Below are 14,970 nucleotides of genomic sequence, written 5' to 3'. Positions count from 1 at the left end.
CGTATTTAGCCGCCCTGGGGCAATTGAGGTGAAATCAAGGATAACGCCAGAGGCGTGGGGGCGAAAGCTCTTAAATATCTCAGCCGATCAGCGCCGCTGCGCTTTACCTGTGGGAGCGAGCCTGCTCGCGAAGGCGCCGACACATTCAACATTGATGTGTCTGACAGACCGCCTTCGCGAGCAGGCTCGCTTCCACAGGAGAAATGCGGCGTTATTGAATTAAAGAACCACGCAGTGAGTGCGGTTGCGCGGCGTCGATGTGCACATCGGCGAACTGGCCGATCAGGGTGGGATTGTCGCAGCGGAAGTTGACGATACGGTTATTCTCGGTGCGGCCCTGCAGTTCGCCCGGGTCTTTCTTTGAATAATCGGTCACCAGAATGCGCTGGATCGAGCCGACCATTTGTCGGCTGATTTCGAAACCCTGCTGATTCAAACGGTGTTGCAGCGCGTTCAGGCGTTCTTTCTTCAATTCCTCCGGGGTGTTGTCGGCCAGATCGGCAGCGGGCGTGCCCGGACGCTGGCTGTAGACGAACGAATAGGAGAAATCAAAGCCGACATCGGCGATCAGCTTCATGGTCTGTTCGAAGTCTTTCTCGGTTTCGCCGGGGAAGCCGACGATGAAGTCCGAACTGATGCAGATCCCTGGTACGGCGGCGCGCAATTTGCGCAGCTTGGATTTGTACTCCAGCGCCGTGTGGTTGCGCTTCATCGCCGCGAGGATACGATCCGAGCCTGACTGCACCGGCAAGTGCAGGTGTTTGACCAGTTCCGGCACTTCGGCGTGGGCCTGGATCAGGCTGTCGGAGAACTCCAGCGGGTGCGACGTGGTATAGCGAATGCGGTCGATGCCTTCGACAGCGGCGACCACACGAATCAGCTCGGCCAGATCGGCCAGACGACCGTCGTGGGTCTGGCCGCGATAGCCGTTGACGTTCTGCCCTAGCAGGGTGACTTCACGCACGCCGTGTTCGGCGAGGTGAATGATTTCCGCGATCACGTCATCGAACGGTCGGCTGACTTCTTCACCGCGGGTGTACGGCACCACGCAGAACGTGCAGTACTTGCTGCAGCCCTCCATCACCGACACGTAAGCACTCGGGCCGTCGATACGCGGCTCGGGCAGGTGGTCGAATTTTTCGATTTCCGGGAACGACACGTCGACCTGCGGCAGCTTGCTGCTGCGTGCGGCGTCGATCATTTCCGGCAGGCGGTGCAGGGTCTGCGGGCCGAACACCACGTCGACGTACGGTGCGCGATCGCGGATCGCCGCGCCTTCCTGGCTCGCCACGCAACCGCCGACGGCGATGACCATGTCCGGATTGGCCAGTTTCAGTTCGCGCCAGCGGCCGAGCTGCGAATACACGCGGTCTTGCGCTCGCTCGCGGATCGAGCAGGTGTTGAGCAGAATCACGTCGGCGTCTTCCGCGCGGGCGGTGACTTCCAGGGCCTGATGTTCGCCCAGCAGATCGACCATGCGCGAGCTGTCGTACTCGTTCATCTGGCAACCGTGGGTTTCGATGTAAAGCTTCTTGGCCATGGATTAGTGTCGTCACGTGATTCAAAGAACCGCGCATTATAGGGAACAAGCCGTCAGGTTCCTACCGCTGTGCGTCCGGTGGCTATGCTATAGTTCGCGCCCTCATTTTTACCCCGATGTTATCCGCCCGCCATGACCAAACGCGAAGCTCCAATCTACAAGGTGATTTTCCTCAACCAGGGCCAGGTGTTCGAAATGTACGCCAAGCAGATCTATCAGAGTGATCTGTGGGGTTTCCTGGAAGTTGAAGAATTCGTCTTTGGCGAGCGCACGCAAATGGTCGTAGATCCGAGCGAAGAAAAGCTCAAGGCGCAGTTCGAAGGCGTGGTGCGCAGCTTTGTGCCGATGCATTCGATCGTGCGCATCGACGAGGTGGAACGTCTGGGCACACCGAAAATCAGCGAAGCCCGTGGTGCGGTCGGCAATGTCATGCCGTTTCCGATGCCGATGCCTGAAAAGTAACAGCGGATTCTGGATTGGAATGAGTTTGTGGTGAGGGGATTTAGCGAAACGTCGCACCGCCCCGTTGCGCTGCGAAGCAGTCGCAGCTCCATTCAGCAAGGTGTGTCAGACAGAATCGGGTTGCAGGTTTTGGGGCCGCTTCGCAGCCCAACGGGGATAAATCCCCTCGCCACAGGTCATCTCCACAGCCTTTAGGGCAGAGGGGAGAATGGCGTGCGCCCATCGGCGCTCTGCAGTTCCATCAGGTATTTGCGGAAAATCTGCCCGAGCACCTGGGTGGCGGTTTCGAGATCTTCGCGGGACATTTTTTCCGAGACTTCGTCGGCCGTGTCCAGCGCCTCTTCGGCACCGTTGACCGCTGCCATCTTCAGCACGATGTAGGCCTGGATATTGTTGGCCTGCACGCCTTCACCGTGGAAGAACATGCTGCCGAGCTTGAATTGCGCCTGGGCGTGGCCTTGCAGCGAGGCCTTTTCGAAATAGCTCAGGGCTTGATTGAGGTCGCGCGGCGCGTTCTTGCCGTCGTAGTAGAACTCACCCAACTCGTATTGCGCTTGCGCGTCCCCTTCATCCGCCGCTTTCTGGCAGGCGGCCAATGCCTGCGTGACGTCTTGCGGCTGAGTATTGAGGGTGCAACGACCCATCGCCGGGATCAACAACGAGTTGCCGCCTGCTTGTGCATGCGCGAGCAGGGGCTGAAGGAGCAACAGGCAGCCCAATGCAAGGGTGCGGCCGGTGCGGTTCATGGGAATCGACTTACCTCTGAAGGGCACGCGGACCCGTCGAGGGATCCAATAAGCGCGCATTATGAAATAAGCGAGGCCAACCTTACAAAGTCTTTACTCGTTTTTCTGCTGCGTGGGGAATATATCGGCCGATTCAGGCAGGTTTTGCGCAGACACGTCGGAAAAACCGTGGCTATGTAGGTGAAAGCTGACGCTGGCTATAGCCAACGTCAGCGGTGCGGCGATTATTTCAATGCGGCGAAGGCGCGCTCGGCAGCGTCCAGCGTCAGTTGCAACTCGGCTTCGCCGTGGGCGATCGAGGTGAAACCGGCTTCGAAAGCGCTCGGCGCCAGGTACACGCCACCTTCCAGCATCAAGTGGAAGAAGCGCCCGAACAGTGCCGCGTCGCTGGCCATCACGTCGTCGAAGGTGACGATGTCGTCGGCGCCGCTGAAATACAGGCCGAACATGCCGCCGGCCTGAGTGGTCACGAACGGAATGCCGGCGGCATCGGCGCGCTGTTGCAGGCCGTCGAGCATGCGCGCGGTGTATTCGGTCAGTTCGGCGTGGAAGCCCGGGCGGCTGATCAGACGCAGAGTCGTCAGGCCGGCGGCCATCGCCAGTGGATTACCCGACAGCGTACCGGCCTGATATACCGGACCCAGCGGGGCGATGCGCTGCATGATCTCGCGCTTGCCACCGAAGCAACCCACCGGCATGCCGCCGCCGATGATCTTGCCGAATGTGGTCAGGTCTGGCGTCACGCCGTAATGCGCCTGGGCACCGCCGAGGGCGACACGGAAACCGGTCATCACTTCATCGAAGATCAGCACCACACCATGTTTGTCGCACAGCGAGCGCAGGCCTTCGAGGAAGCCCGGCGCTGGCGGCACGCAGTTCATGTTGCCGGCGACCGGCTCGACGATGATGCACGCCACCTCTTCGCCCACTTCGGCGAGCATCGCTTCAACTGCGTCGATGTCGTTGAACGGCAGGGTCAGGGTGTGTTTGGCGAACGCTGCCGGCACGCCGGCCGAGCTCGGTACGCCCTGGGTCAATGCGCCGGAACCGGCCTTGACCAGCAGGCTGTCGGAGTGGCCGTGGTAGCAGCCTTCGAACTTGATGATGCTGTCGCGGCCGGTGAAACCACGGGCCAGACGAATCGCGCTCATGGTCGCTTCGGTGCCGGAGCTGACCATACGCACCATGTCCATCGACGGCACCAGCGAGCAGACCAGATCGGCCATCTCGGTTTCCATCGAGGTCGGCGCGCCGTAGGACAGGCCGTGTTGCAGCTGATTGCGCACCGCGTCGAGCACGTCCGGATGGCTGTGGCCGAGGATCATCGGCCCCCACGAACCCACATAATCGATATAACGCTTGTCGTCTTCGTCGGTGACGTAAGCGCCTTCGGCGTGTTTGAAGAACAGCGGGGTGCCGCCGACACTCTTGAACGCGCGCACCGGCGAGTTTACGCCGCCGGGGATGTGTTTCTGAGCATTGGCAAACAGGGTTTCGGAACGAGACATGATCGGGCTCTCAAATCAGATTTTCAGAAGTTCGTTGAAGGCGCGGGCGCGGCGGGTCACTTCGGCGCTGCTCTCGGCGCCAAACAAACCGTGGATCACGGCGAGCAGATCGACACCGTGCTCGACCAGCGGCGCGGCGTTATCGAGGGTGATGCCGCCAATCGCGCAGATCGGCAAGTGCAGCGTGCGTTTGGCTTCGTCGAGCAAGCCGAGGCTGCAACTCGGTGCACCGGGTTTGGTGGTGGAATTGAAGAAGCGGCCGAAGGCGACGTAGCTCGCACCTTCTTTGGCGGCCTGTTCGGCCAGGGCGATCTGCCCGTGACAGGTGGAGCCGATGATCGCTTTCGAACCGAGCAGGGCGCGGGTCGGCGACAGCGGGCCGTCGGTCTGGCCCAAATGCACACCGACGTTGAGGCGCGCGGCCAGTTCGGCGTCATCGTTGATGATCAACTGCGTCTTGTAGCGCTCGCACAAGTTGCGCAGCGCTTCGGCCTCGCGCAGGCGGCGGGCCTCGTCGCTGCTTTTGTCGCGGTATTGCAGCAGGATGACGCCACCTTCCAGTGCCGCCTCCACGTAAGACAGAAACTTCCCGGCCAGCAACTGGCTGTCGGTGATGGCATACAGGCCACGTAGTTTCATCGGGCAGACCTCACGAGGTTACGAGCAGAAATCCAGCGGCAGGCGACGCGGCACGAACTGGCCTTTACCCAGTTGTTCGGCATCGCGCAGCGTCCGCCAGGTGTAATCCAGCGCACTGCGCACGGCACTGGCCAGGTGTTCGCCCTGGGCCAGTCGCCCGGCCAAAGCGCTGGCCAGCGTACAGCCGGAGCCGTGATAGCTACCCGGCAGACGCTGGCAGATGAATGTTTCGCGCAGGCCGTCGCGGCTGTACACACGGTTGTGGATTTCAGTTTCGTCGCCATGGCCGCCGGTGATCAGCAGATTTTTGATGAATGGCAGAAGTTTTTCCGCGCACTCGTCGGCCGTACCCTCGGGCAGTTCGGCAAGGATTCGCGCTTCGGGAAGATTCGGGGTAGCAATGATCGACAGCGGCAACAGACGCTCGCGCATCGCGTAGCCGACCTCGTCCTTGCCCAGGCGTCCGCCGCCGCCGGCACGCAGCACCGGGTCGCAGACCACTGGCAGGTGCGGGTGCGCAGAGAGCAGTTCGACAACCGTGTCGACCATCTCCAGCGAACCGAGCATGCCCAGTTTCACCGCCGCGACTTCGGAGTCGTTGAGCACGGCGTTGGCCTGGGCCAATACCCACTCACGGTCGAGGACGCGGAAGTCAGTGACGTTGACGGTGTCTTGCACGGTCAGGGCGGTGACGGCCGGAGCCGCATGGCAACCCTGCGCGAGCAAGGCTTCGATATCTGCCTGCAAGCCGGCGCCACCACTGGGGTCGTGGCCGGAGAGACAGAGGACAACGGGGCGGGAGCTGTAGATATTCATGGTGCGCGAGCTTACCACCAAAGCTGATTTTGGGGTTCAGTCCTGACAGCGATCCGCAACAGATTGTCTGACAACACTGCAGTGATGAGATGAACCACAACTGTGGCGAGGGGATTTAGCGAAACGTCGCACCGCCCCGCTGGGCTGCGAAGCGGCCCCAAACCCTGCAATCCGGTTCTTTCTGACACACCTCGCTGGATGGACTTGCGACTGCTTCGCAGCCGAACGGGGATAAATCCCCTCGCCACAATTGGTCACCTATCAATGAGGCCGTCGGCGCGAGTTGACCAACCCAACAGCTCTATCTCGGTGCTTTGCCCTGGAACGCCCGTTCTAGAGCTGTTGTAGGAAAAATTTCCATGGTGCTCAATGGCCATCAACGGCTATGCTAGGCTGGATCCAAACAATCACAGGTAATACCGGTTTTACGTCTACTCAAAGGGAATGGGGGGCTTCCTGACACAACCGGACGAGCCACGCTGGGGCTTCAATGCGCTATTTGCTGATGTTGCTGTTCTGCTTGCCCCTCATGGCGAGCGCCGTCGAATTCGACGAATTCACCCAGAGCCTGCCACTGGGCCGATCGCTGCAAGTGTTCGAAGACCCGAGCGGTCAGGCGACGATTGCCGACGTCCGCGCGCAAGATGCCGCCGGCCAGTTCAAAGCCCACGACAAAGCCACGCTGAACGCCGGTTACTCGCGTTCGGCATTCTGGCTGAAGATCGACCTGCATTACCGCCCGAGCAACCCGGCCGCCCAGCGCACCTGGTTGCTGGAACTGGCCTATCCGCCGCTTGATCACCTCGATCTTTACTTGCCTGATGCCACCGGTGCATACCGACTGGTGCGCCAGACCGGCGATGCCTTGCCTTTCGCCAGTCGCGAGATCCGCCAGAACAATTACCTGTTCGATCTGCCGTTCAAACCGAATCAGCAACAGACGTTGTACCTGCGCCTGGCCAGCGAAGGCTCGATCCAGGCGCCGGTGACGTTGTGGTCGAGCACCGCGTACCTCGAAGACCAACCGGTGCGCCTGTATGTGCTCGGCATCATTTATGGCGTGCTGCTGGGGATGCTGGTCTACAACCTGTTCATCTACCTGAGCGTGCGCGACACCAGTTACCTCTATTACATCTTCTACATTGGCTCATTCGGCCTCTATCAATTGTCGGTGAACGGCGCGGCGGTCGAGTATTTCTGGCCAGACAACCCGTGGTGGGCCAACGCCGCGACGCCGTTTTTCATCGGTTGCGCCGGGCTGTTCGGCAGCCAGTTCGCTCGCAGTTTCCTGCAGACCAAGACTCACAGCCCTTGGCTGGACCGTTTGCTGATCGGTCTGGTTGCCTTCAGTGCGCTGGTGATCGGTCTGTCGCTGATGACCAGTTACGCCCTGGCCCTGCGCCTGGCGACCACACTGGCGCTGACCTTCACTGTGGTGATCTTTGCCGCCGGGATTCTCGCCTGGTGGCGCGGCTTGCGGGTGGCGCGTTACTTCATCATCGCCTGGTCGGCATTTTTGCTCGGCGGCATCGTCAATACGCTGATGGTGTTGGGCTTGCTGCCCAACGTGTTCCTGACCATGTACGCCAGCCAGATCGGCTCGGCCATCGAGGTGGCTTTGCTGTCGCTGGCGCTGGCCGATCGCATCAACGCCATGCGCGAGCAGCAGGCGCAGACGCTGTACGACGCCGGGCAGAAACTCGAAGTGCTCAACCAGCAACTGGCCCACAGCAACAAACTGAAAGATGAATTCCTCGCCACCCTGACCCACGAACTGCGCACGCCGATGAACGGCGTGATCGGTTCGCTGGAGCTGATGCAGACCGTCGACCTCGATCCCGAGCTTGAGCAATATCAACAGACCGCCGCCGGTTCTGCCCGCGACATGATGCGCATGGTCAATGGCATTCTCACACTCACCGAATTGCAGGCCGGCAAGCTCAAGGCGTCGCCGGGTACGTTCAGCCTGCGCGGCGTAGTCGAGGCATTGCGCGTGCAGTTCGAGGGGAATGCGACGAGCAAGTCGCTGGATTTCAAGGTCGAGGTCTTGCCGACCCTGCCGGATCGCCTGCATGGCGACAGCGCGAAACTGGCGCAGTGTCTGGAATGCCTGCTCGACAACGCCATCAAGTTCACCCGCGTCGGCGGCCTGGCGCTACGCGTTACCGGGCGGCCGTCGACGGATAACCGCATGGCGCTGTCGTTTGCGGTGATCGACACCGGTATCGGTTTCACTGATCTGGGCGAGGCCACGCTGTATCAGCGTTTTTTCCAGCTCGACGGTTCGATGACTCGCGAATACGGCGGCCTGGGGGTGGGTCTGGCGATCTGTCGGCAACTGGTCGAATTGCTCGGCGGCAAACTCACCCACCGCTCCGAGCCCGGAAGCGGCAGCCGCTTCCAGCTCGATGTCGAATTCGAACTGCCGGTGATCGAAACACCTGCGGATCAGCCGACCCGCGATTACACGCGTGCGCCGCAGGACTGCACGGTGCTGCTGGTGGACGACAACAGCGTCAACCAACTGGTGATGCGCGGCATGTTGCTCAAGCTCGGTTTCCGCGTGCGCAGCGCTGATAACGGCGCCGCTGCGCTGGACTGCCTGCAACGGGAAAGCTTCGATGCGGTGCTGATCGACTGCCAGTTGCCCAGCCACGAAGGCGCATCGCTGTGCTGCCAGATCCACGCGCTGCCGGGCTGCGCGCACCTGCCGGTGTTCATGCTGGCGCTGGGCGCGGATCGCGAGCAATGCGCGCCCAGCGCGGCGATCGACTATCTGCCCAAACCGGTGAAATTCGAGGATCTGCAAGCTGCATTGCAGCGCCGCGTGCTCAGCTGCTGATGGGGTAAAAGCGCCGCAAAAACGGCGCGTATGACACTTTGTTCAAAAAAGCACCAGTGCTTAACTGGTGCCATTGCTGAACACGGAGTGCCGTCATGAACCTGCATCAGTTCGCCGAAACCCACGAAGTCACCAATCAGCCGCCGTCGCTGGACGGCACCAACCTGTACCGCATCGACCTGCCGCTACAGGAGTGGTCGCGGCGTTTTGGCGCCGGTTGGGCCGAGTCGCGTATCGATGCCTACGGCGCACTGGCGGGCGGGCCTTTGATGGAGGCGGGGTTTCTCGCCAACCAGAACAAACCGGTATTTGCCAGCCATGATCGCTACGGTCACCGCATCGATCTGGTCGAATTTCACCCGGCTTACCACGAGCTCATGCGCAGCGCGATCGAGCATGGCCTGACCTCGCTGCCCTGGGCACACCCGCAGGACGGTGCCCATGTCGCCCGCGCTTCGATGACCTATCTGCATAGCCAGGCCGAAGCCGGCAGTGGTTGCCCGTTGACCATGACCTTTGCCAGCGTGCCGGCCCTGCGCTTGCAGCCGGACCTGGCCGAACAGTGGCTGCCGAAAGTCCTCGCCACCGAATACGATCCGCGCAACGTCGGCATGGCGCACAAGGCCGGCGTGACCATCGGCATGGCGATGACCGAGAAGCAGGGCGGCACCGACGTTCGCGCCAACACCACCAAGGCTTACCCGGTCGGCGCCAGCGGCCCGGGTCAGGCTTATGAGCTGGTCGGGCACAAGTGGTTCTGCTCGGCGCCGATGTGCGACGCCTTCCTCACATTGGCGCAAACCGACAAGGGCTTGAGCTGCTTCCTGCTGCCGCGCCATCGCCCGGACGACAGGCGCAATCAGTTCTACATCCAGCGTCTGAAAAACAAACTCGGCAACCAGTCCAACGCCTCCAGCGAAGTGGAGTTTCGTGGCGCGCTGGCCTGGATGATCGGCGAAGAAGGGCGCGGCGTGCCGACCATTATCGAGATGGTGGCGATGACCCGTTTCGATTGCATGGTCGGTTCCAGCTCGCTGATGCGCCAAGCGCTGACCCAGGCCAGCCATCACTGCGCGCACCGCAAGGTTGGCGGCAAATTGCTCAGCGAGCAGCCGTTGATGCAAAACGTGCTGGCCGATCTGGCCCTGGAAAGCGAAGCCGCGCTGGCCCTGAGTCTGCGCATGGGCAAGGCGCTGGATCATCTGGATGATCGCCACGAAGCGCAATTCGCGCGGCTGGTGACGGCGGTGGGCAAATACTGGATCTGCAAACGCGCGCCAGGAATGATCAACGAAGCCGCCGAATGCATGGGCGGCGCCGGCTACGTTGAAGACAGCATCCTGCCACGCCTGTACCGCGAAGCGCCGGTGAACTCGACGTGGGAAGGTTCGGGGAATGTGCAATGTCTCGACGTGCTGCGCGCTCTTTCGAAGGAGCCAGGCGTGCTCGATGTGCTGTTCAGCGAATTGGGCGACGGCCATGGCGACAAACGTCTGGCCGCGCATATCCAGCAATTGCAGGCGCAGTTCAAGGACACCAGTGACATTCAGTATCGGGCGCGGCAGTTGACCGAAGACATTGCCCTTGGATTGCAGGCCAAACTCCTGTTGGAGGCGGGGAATTCAGCCGTCAGCGATGCTTTTATTGCCAGCCGTCTGAGCGGTGGAGGTCGCGTCTACGGCGCGTTGCCGCGTGGGCTGGACGTCGAAGCGATCGTCGCCCGCTCGACTCCACAGCTTTTCTGACCCACCTCAAATCTCCCCCTGTGGGAGCGAGCCTGCTCGCGAAAGCGGTGTGTCAGTCGACATCTTTATTGGATGATCCACCGCATTCGCGAGCAGGCTCGCTCCCACAGGGGACATCATTGGTCTGCAGATTTAAGTATCGCCACAACGCCACTGTTCCCGTGCGTCCACGATGCAGGCAAGATGAAGCCCTGCAAGTCAGAACACAGGAAGCTGATCGTGACCGAAGCGTTTATTGTCGTTCAAACCGCCGAACAAGCCGTGGATCGTCTGGCCGAGCTGCATGAGCGGGCCACCACTGCGCTGAATTCTGCCCTCAAGCGTTACCTCAAGGACCGCGTCGAGCCCGACGCCGAACAGCGTGCCCTGTTTCGTTATCCCGAATTGCGTCTGACCTACCACTGCCAGGGTGAAGTGCCGCAGACCACCCGCGCTTACGCCAAGGTGCAGTTGCCGGGCACTTACAGCGTCACCGTCACCCACCCGGCGGCCTTTCGCAAATACCTGCTTGAACAGCTGACACCGTTGATGCATGACTTCACCGTGACCGTCGAAGTCGGCGTCAGCCAGCAGAACATTCCGTATCCGTACGTGGTCGAGCAGGGCGATGAACTGGCCGGCTCCGGTGTCACTGCGGCGGTGCTGGCGCGGGTGTTCCCGAGCACGGATCTGTCCGCCGCCACCGATGGCATCGCCGACGGCCTCTATGACTGGGAAAACACCGATCCGCTGCCACTGGCGCTGTTCGACGCCGCGCGCGTGGACTTCTCCCTGCGCCGTCTGGTGCATTACACCGGCAGCGACTGGCGTCATGTGCAGCCGTGGATTCTGCTGACCAACTATCACCGCTACGTCGACCAGTTCATCGTTCATGGTCTTGAGCAATTGCGCAACGATCCGCGTTTCGTGCGCATGGTCCTGCCGGGCAATGTGATCATCGAGAAGAGCATGGACCACGGCGAAGCTTCGGCAATTGCCGCCGGTGTGGTCTGGCACCGTTACCAGATGCCGGCCTATCACCTGATCGCCAGCGATGGCCACGGTGTGACGCTGGTGAATATCGGCGTCGGCCCGTCCAACGCCAAAAACATCACCGATCACCTGGCCGTGCTGCGCCCGCATTGCTGGCTGATGATCGGCCACTGCGGCGGCCTGCGTCAGTCGCAGACTATCGGCGACTACGTGCTGGCCCACGCCTACATGCGTCGCGACGGCATTCTCGATCGCGTGGTGCCGCCGAATATTCCGATCCCGGCACTGGCCGAAGTGCAGCTTGCTCTGCAGCAGGCAGCGGCGAATGTCACCGGCGAGAAGGGCGACGATCTGAAGAAGCGCCTGCGCACCGGCACGGTTCTGACCTACGACGACCGTAACTGGGAATTGCGCTGGGCTCAGGAACGGCCACTGATCAACCTGTCCCGCGCAGTGGCGGTGGACATGGAAAGCGGCACGATCGCCGCGCAGGGTTATCGCCTGCGGGTGCCCTACGGCACGTTGCTCTGTGTTTCGGACAAGCCGCTGCACAGCGAAATCAAACTGCCGGGCTCGGCCAATGCCTTCTATGAACGCGCAGTCAGCCAGCATTTGAAAATCGGCATCGAAGCGGTGGATCTGCTGCGCACCGAACTCAATTCGCTGCACTCGCGCAAACTGCGCAGCTTCGACGAGCCGCCGTTCCGGTAACGCTTAGTCGTGGTCATTTGGCGGTCGGGGCACTAGCATTGTCAGCCCTGATCGCTAAATGTTCTGTCTCTTATGTCCCGTCCCCCGCGTCCACCTTCCCGCCGCCCCGGCGCGAAGCCTCAGTCTTCTGCCCCGCGCCGTGTTGCCAAGGCACCACCGGCCGAGCCGAAACTGATCCTGTTCAACAAACCCTTCGATGTGCTGACGCAGTTCAGCGACGGTGAAGGGCGGGCGACGCTCAAGGATTACATCGATGTGCCGGGGATTTATCCGGCCGGACGTCTGGATCGCGACAGCGAAGGTTTGTTGCTGCTGACCAACGACGGCCAGTTGCAGGCGCGCATCGCGGATCCCAAACACAAGCTGGCGAAGACCTATTGGGTGCAGGTGGAAGGCGAGCCGACGGCCGAGCAGTTGCAGCGCCTGCGTGATGGTGTCGAGCTGAATGACGGCATGACCCTGCCCGCCGAAGCGCGGCAACTGGCTGAGCCGCAGTTATGGCCGCGCAATCCGCCGGTACGCTTTCGCGCGACCATACCGACTTCGTGGCTGGAACTGGTGATTCGCGAAGGGCGCAACCGTCAGGTGCGGCGCATGACGGCAGCGGTCGGATTGCCGACTTTGCGGCTGGTGCGGGTCAGGATTGGTGACTGGACCATCGAAGGGCTGGATCAGGGCCAGTGGCGGGAAGTGCCGGCGCGCTTATAAGGCGCCGGATTCGATCAGGCCGATCACCACACTCTTGATGATGAACGCGGCCACGCCCAGGCCCAGCACGAAAAACAGAATGAACGAGCCGAACCGCCCGGCCTTGGACTTCTTCGCCAGATCCCAGACGATGAAACCCATGAAAATGATCAGGATGCTGACCAGACCGGTCATCATCCATTCTTCGAACAGTGCTGGATCCATTGGCGATCTCCGGCGCGGGCAGGGCTGAAAGGGCGGCGGCGAGTATACGCCATGGTCGGTGGGGTGGCATTGATCTGCGTCGCCTGTGCTGGCCCCTTCGCGAGCAGGCTCGCTCCCACAGGTTGAAATGCATTCCCCTGTGGGGGCGAGCCTGCTCGCGAAAGCGATTTCAGCTACGCAAATGAGTCAGCGGCAGTTCGGTGCTGTTGAGCACCTGATTCAGCACAAAACTCGACCGCACACTCGTAACCCCTTCAATCCGGGTCAGATGCCCCAGCAGCAGTTTCTGATAGTGATCCATATCCGGCACCACCACTTTCAACTGGTAGTCGGCATCCACCCCGGTCACCAGGCTGCATTCCAGTACTTGCGGCAATGTGCGGATTGCCGCTTCGAAATTCTCGAAGCGTTCCGGGGTGTGCCGGTCCATGCCGATCAGCACATACGCGGTCAGGCTCAAGCCGAGCATCTTGCGATCGAGCAGGGCAACCTGGCGCGAGATATAACCATCGTCTTCCAGCTGCTTGACCCGGCGCGAGCAAGGCGAGGGCGACAGACCGATGCGCTCGGCCAGTTCCTGGTTGGAAATACGGGCGTCGCGCTGCAATTCCGCCAAAATACTCAGGTCATACCGGTCGAGTTTGCTCATCAATCTGTCCTTGGTCGTAACTATTGCGGCGGATTATCTATCCAGGGTTAAAAATTGCGCAAGCGGTGTTTAATTGAGCAATTTTCGCAATCCTCTGTCGCGGCTTCAGGCCTATTCTTATTACCAGAATCACTGCTCGGTAACACAGTCCACGCGGTTCGCCCAATCAGGCCCGCCGCGGCCGCCACCCCCACCGGGGATGTGCCGGCCCCCGAGCTGCACACTGTCCAGAAGACGGCGTGAGGTGAGCCGACGTCAAAAGCGTCGAGCCAGGACGAAGTATCTCCAGAAGGGAGGCCGACGGGTCTCCCTTTTTTCTTGCCTGCGATTTCATGTTGGCGCCTCAATAAATAAGTCGCGCGACTGATAACCTGTTGCAGAACCCGGTGGGGTAGTTCCGAGTCTCAGCAACAAGCCCTCCCAACGACAGGCTCCCGCAGTGAGGAAAAGCATGAATTCGCGCATCTGGCGTCTGGCCGGTGTTGGTTTGCTCTGTGTGGTTGTCAGTGCGCAAGCGCTGGCCGATGAGCCGCAGAACCGAGGGCCTGGCAACGGGCCGCAGAACGACGGGATCATTCGTGGCGACAATAGCCGTCAGTTCGAGCACAACGGCCAGCCGCATAACAATGACGGTCAATGGCAGAACCGGGATCAGAACCGCCCGGCCTACAACCCCAACCCGGTTCGCCAACCGCCACCACCGCCACTATTACCGGCCAACAGTCTGCCGATCCAGCCGCGTCCCGACGCCGTGCACCAGACTCAGGAGCCGCGTCAGGGTTACTACCGCGACGAGCGCCCGCAGAACGGTTACCACAATCAACAGTGGCAGACGCGGCCGCGTCCCGATGACAACCGCTGGCCGGGACGGCCGAACGGTCATGGCAATGGCTGGGGTCCTGGCCCGCAGTATCGTCCGGGCCATGTGATCGATCGTTTCCCGGATCGTGATTACCGCGTGCCGTATCGCGGTCAGGATTACTTCTATTCCGGCGGCTACTGGTATCGCCCGCAAGGCCCGCGCTACATCGTCGTGCAACCACCGCGCGGGATCCGCATTCAGTATTTGCCGGATTACGCCCGTGAAGTGTGGGTCGGCGGCTCGCTGCTGTTCCTCGCTGCCGGTTCGTATTACGCCTATCAAGAGGCGACGCAGGATTACGTGGTGGTCGAGCCGCCGCTGCAGCAACCGCCCCAACCGCAAGCTCAGGGCTATGACGTCGAAGCCTACCCGGCCAACGGCCAGTCGCCGCAGCAAGTGCAGCAGGACGGTTACCAGTGCTCTCAGTACGCCGTGCAGCAAAGCGGTTTCGACCCGCGCACCGCGACCTACCAACCGGCACCCGAAGTGGTTCAGGCCTATCGCCAGGCGCAGGGCAACTGCCTGAACAGTCGCGGTTATCAGGTCAGATAGGGGCAGCTACAAGC

Annotated in this window: 13 protein-coding genes; 6 read left to right on the top strand and 7 right to left on the bottom strand. The window is 61.3% G+C overall.

Translation table 11 applies throughout. The features are described from left to right. Window positions 1–211: 211 nt before the first annotated feature. Window positions 212–1,540 carry a tRNA (N6-isopentenyl adenosine(37)-C2)-methylthiotransferase MiaB gene (gene miaB, locus ACZ0AZ_RS05220; RefSeq protein WP_129999755.1) on the bottom strand — a complete coding sequence of 443 codons (1,329 nt, stop codon included), beginning with the start codon at window positions 1,538–1,540 and terminating at the stop codon, window positions 212–214. Window positions 1,541–1,672: 132 nt separating this feature from the next. On the opposite strand from miaB, the gene ACZ0AZ_RS05215 reads away from it, so the two are divergent. Continuing rightward, entirely contained in the window at window positions 1,673–2,002 is a 330-nt protein-coding gene (locus tag ACZ0AZ_RS05215; RefSeq protein WP_016773045.1) for a DUF1820 family protein, read from the top strand. 191 nt (window positions 2,003–2,193) lie between these two features. On the opposite strand, the gene ACZ0AZ_RS05210 is transcribed toward ACZ0AZ_RS05215, so the two are convergent. The 4 genes from ACZ0AZ_RS05210 to ACZ0AZ_RS05195 all read right to left on the bottom strand — a co-directional run bounded on the left by ACZ0AZ_RS05210 (window position 2,194) and on the right by ACZ0AZ_RS05195 (window position 5,711). Continuing rightward, window positions 2,194–2,748, bottom strand: coding sequence for a tetratricopeptide repeat protein (locus tag ACZ0AZ_RS05210; RefSeq protein ID WP_064364065.1), 555 nt, complete (start codon window positions 2,746–2,748; stop codon window positions 2,194–2,196). A 224-nt stretch (window positions 2,749–2,972) separates the two neighbouring features. Beyond that, window positions 2,973–4,256, bottom strand: a complete 1,284-nt coding sequence (hemL, locus tag ACZ0AZ_RS05205) for a glutamate-1-semialdehyde 2,1-aminomutase (protein WP_463537039.1) — start codon at window positions 4,254–4,256, stop codon at window positions 2,973–2,975. A gap of 15 nt (window positions 4,257–4,271) precedes the next feature. Further along, the gene (gene thiE, locus ACZ0AZ_RS05200; protein WP_039761790.1) at window positions 4,272–4,895 is read right to left on the bottom strand and encodes a thiamine phosphate synthase; all 624 of its coding nucleotides are present in this window, start codon (window positions 4,893–4,895) and stop codon (window positions 4,272–4,274) included. Between the two features lie 18 nt (window positions 4,896–4,913). Continuing rightward, a complete protein-coding gene (locus ACZ0AZ_RS05195) occupies window positions 4,914–5,711 on the bottom strand; it encodes a hydroxymethylpyrimidine/phosphomethylpyrimidine kinase (RefSeq protein WP_129999758.1) in 798 nt (265 codons plus the stop codon). A 490-nt stretch (window positions 5,712–6,201) separates the two neighbouring features. Between ACZ0AZ_RS05195 and ACZ0AZ_RS05190 the strand changes: the two genes are divergently transcribed. From ACZ0AZ_RS05190 to ACZ0AZ_RS05175, 4 genes are all read left to right on the top strand, one after another. Beyond that, the gene (locus tag ACZ0AZ_RS05190) at window positions 6,202–8,553 is read left to right on the top strand and encodes a 7TM diverse intracellular signaling domain-containing protein (protein ID WP_463537038.1); all 2,352 of its coding nucleotides are present in this window, start codon (window positions 6,202–6,204) and stop codon (window positions 8,551–8,553) included. A 95-nt stretch (window positions 8,554–8,648) separates the two neighbouring features. Further along, window positions 8,649–10,298: an acyl-CoA dehydrogenase family protein gene (locus ACZ0AZ_RS05185; RefSeq protein ID WP_463537037.1), complete on the top strand. Its 1,650-nt coding sequence runs from the start codon at window positions 8,649–8,651 to the stop codon at window positions 10,296–10,298. Between the two features lie 183 nt (window positions 10,299–10,481). Then, the gene (amn, locus tag ACZ0AZ_RS05180) at window positions 10,482–11,981 is read left to right on the top strand and encodes an AMP nucleosidase (protein WP_200890480.1); all 1,500 of its coding nucleotides are present in this window, start codon (window positions 10,482–10,484) and stop codon (window positions 11,979–11,981) included. 72 nt (window positions 11,982–12,053) lie between these two features. Next, window positions 12,054–12,689, top strand: coding sequence for a pseudouridine synthase (locus ACZ0AZ_RS05175; protein WP_039761782.1), 636 nt, complete (start codon window positions 12,054–12,056; stop codon window positions 12,687–12,689). Here ACZ0AZ_RS05175 and ACZ0AZ_RS05170 read toward each other — a convergent pair. Continuing rightward, window positions 12,684–12,893 carry a DUF2788 domain-containing protein gene (locus tag ACZ0AZ_RS05170; RefSeq protein WP_016773053.1) on the bottom strand — a complete coding sequence of 70 codons (210 nt, stop codon included), beginning with the start codon at window positions 12,891–12,893 and terminating at the stop codon, window positions 12,684–12,686. The two genes, ACZ0AZ_RS05175 and ACZ0AZ_RS05170, sit on opposite strands and share 6 nt — an antisense overlap. A 169-nt stretch (window positions 12,894–13,062) precedes the next feature. Beyond that, a complete protein-coding gene (locus ACZ0AZ_RS05165; protein ID WP_007909658.1) occupies window positions 13,063–13,542 on the bottom strand; it encodes an Lrp/AsnC family transcriptional regulator in 480 nt (159 codons plus the stop codon). A gap of 451 nt (window positions 13,543–13,993) precedes the next feature. Between ACZ0AZ_RS05165 and ACZ0AZ_RS05160 the strand changes: the two genes are divergently transcribed. Continuing rightward, complete coding sequence (locus ACZ0AZ_RS05160; RefSeq protein WP_463537036.1) at window positions 13,994–14,956, top strand: DUF6515 family protein; 963 nt, start codon at window positions 13,994–13,996, stop codon at window positions 14,954–14,956. Window positions 14,957–14,970 lie beyond the last annotated feature (14 nt).

It is taken from the genome of Pseudomonas sp. AC239 (assembly GCF_979258545.1).
The sequence above is the reverse complement of the archived record's forward strand: the minus strand, read 5'-3'. Positions and strand labels throughout refer to the sequence as shown.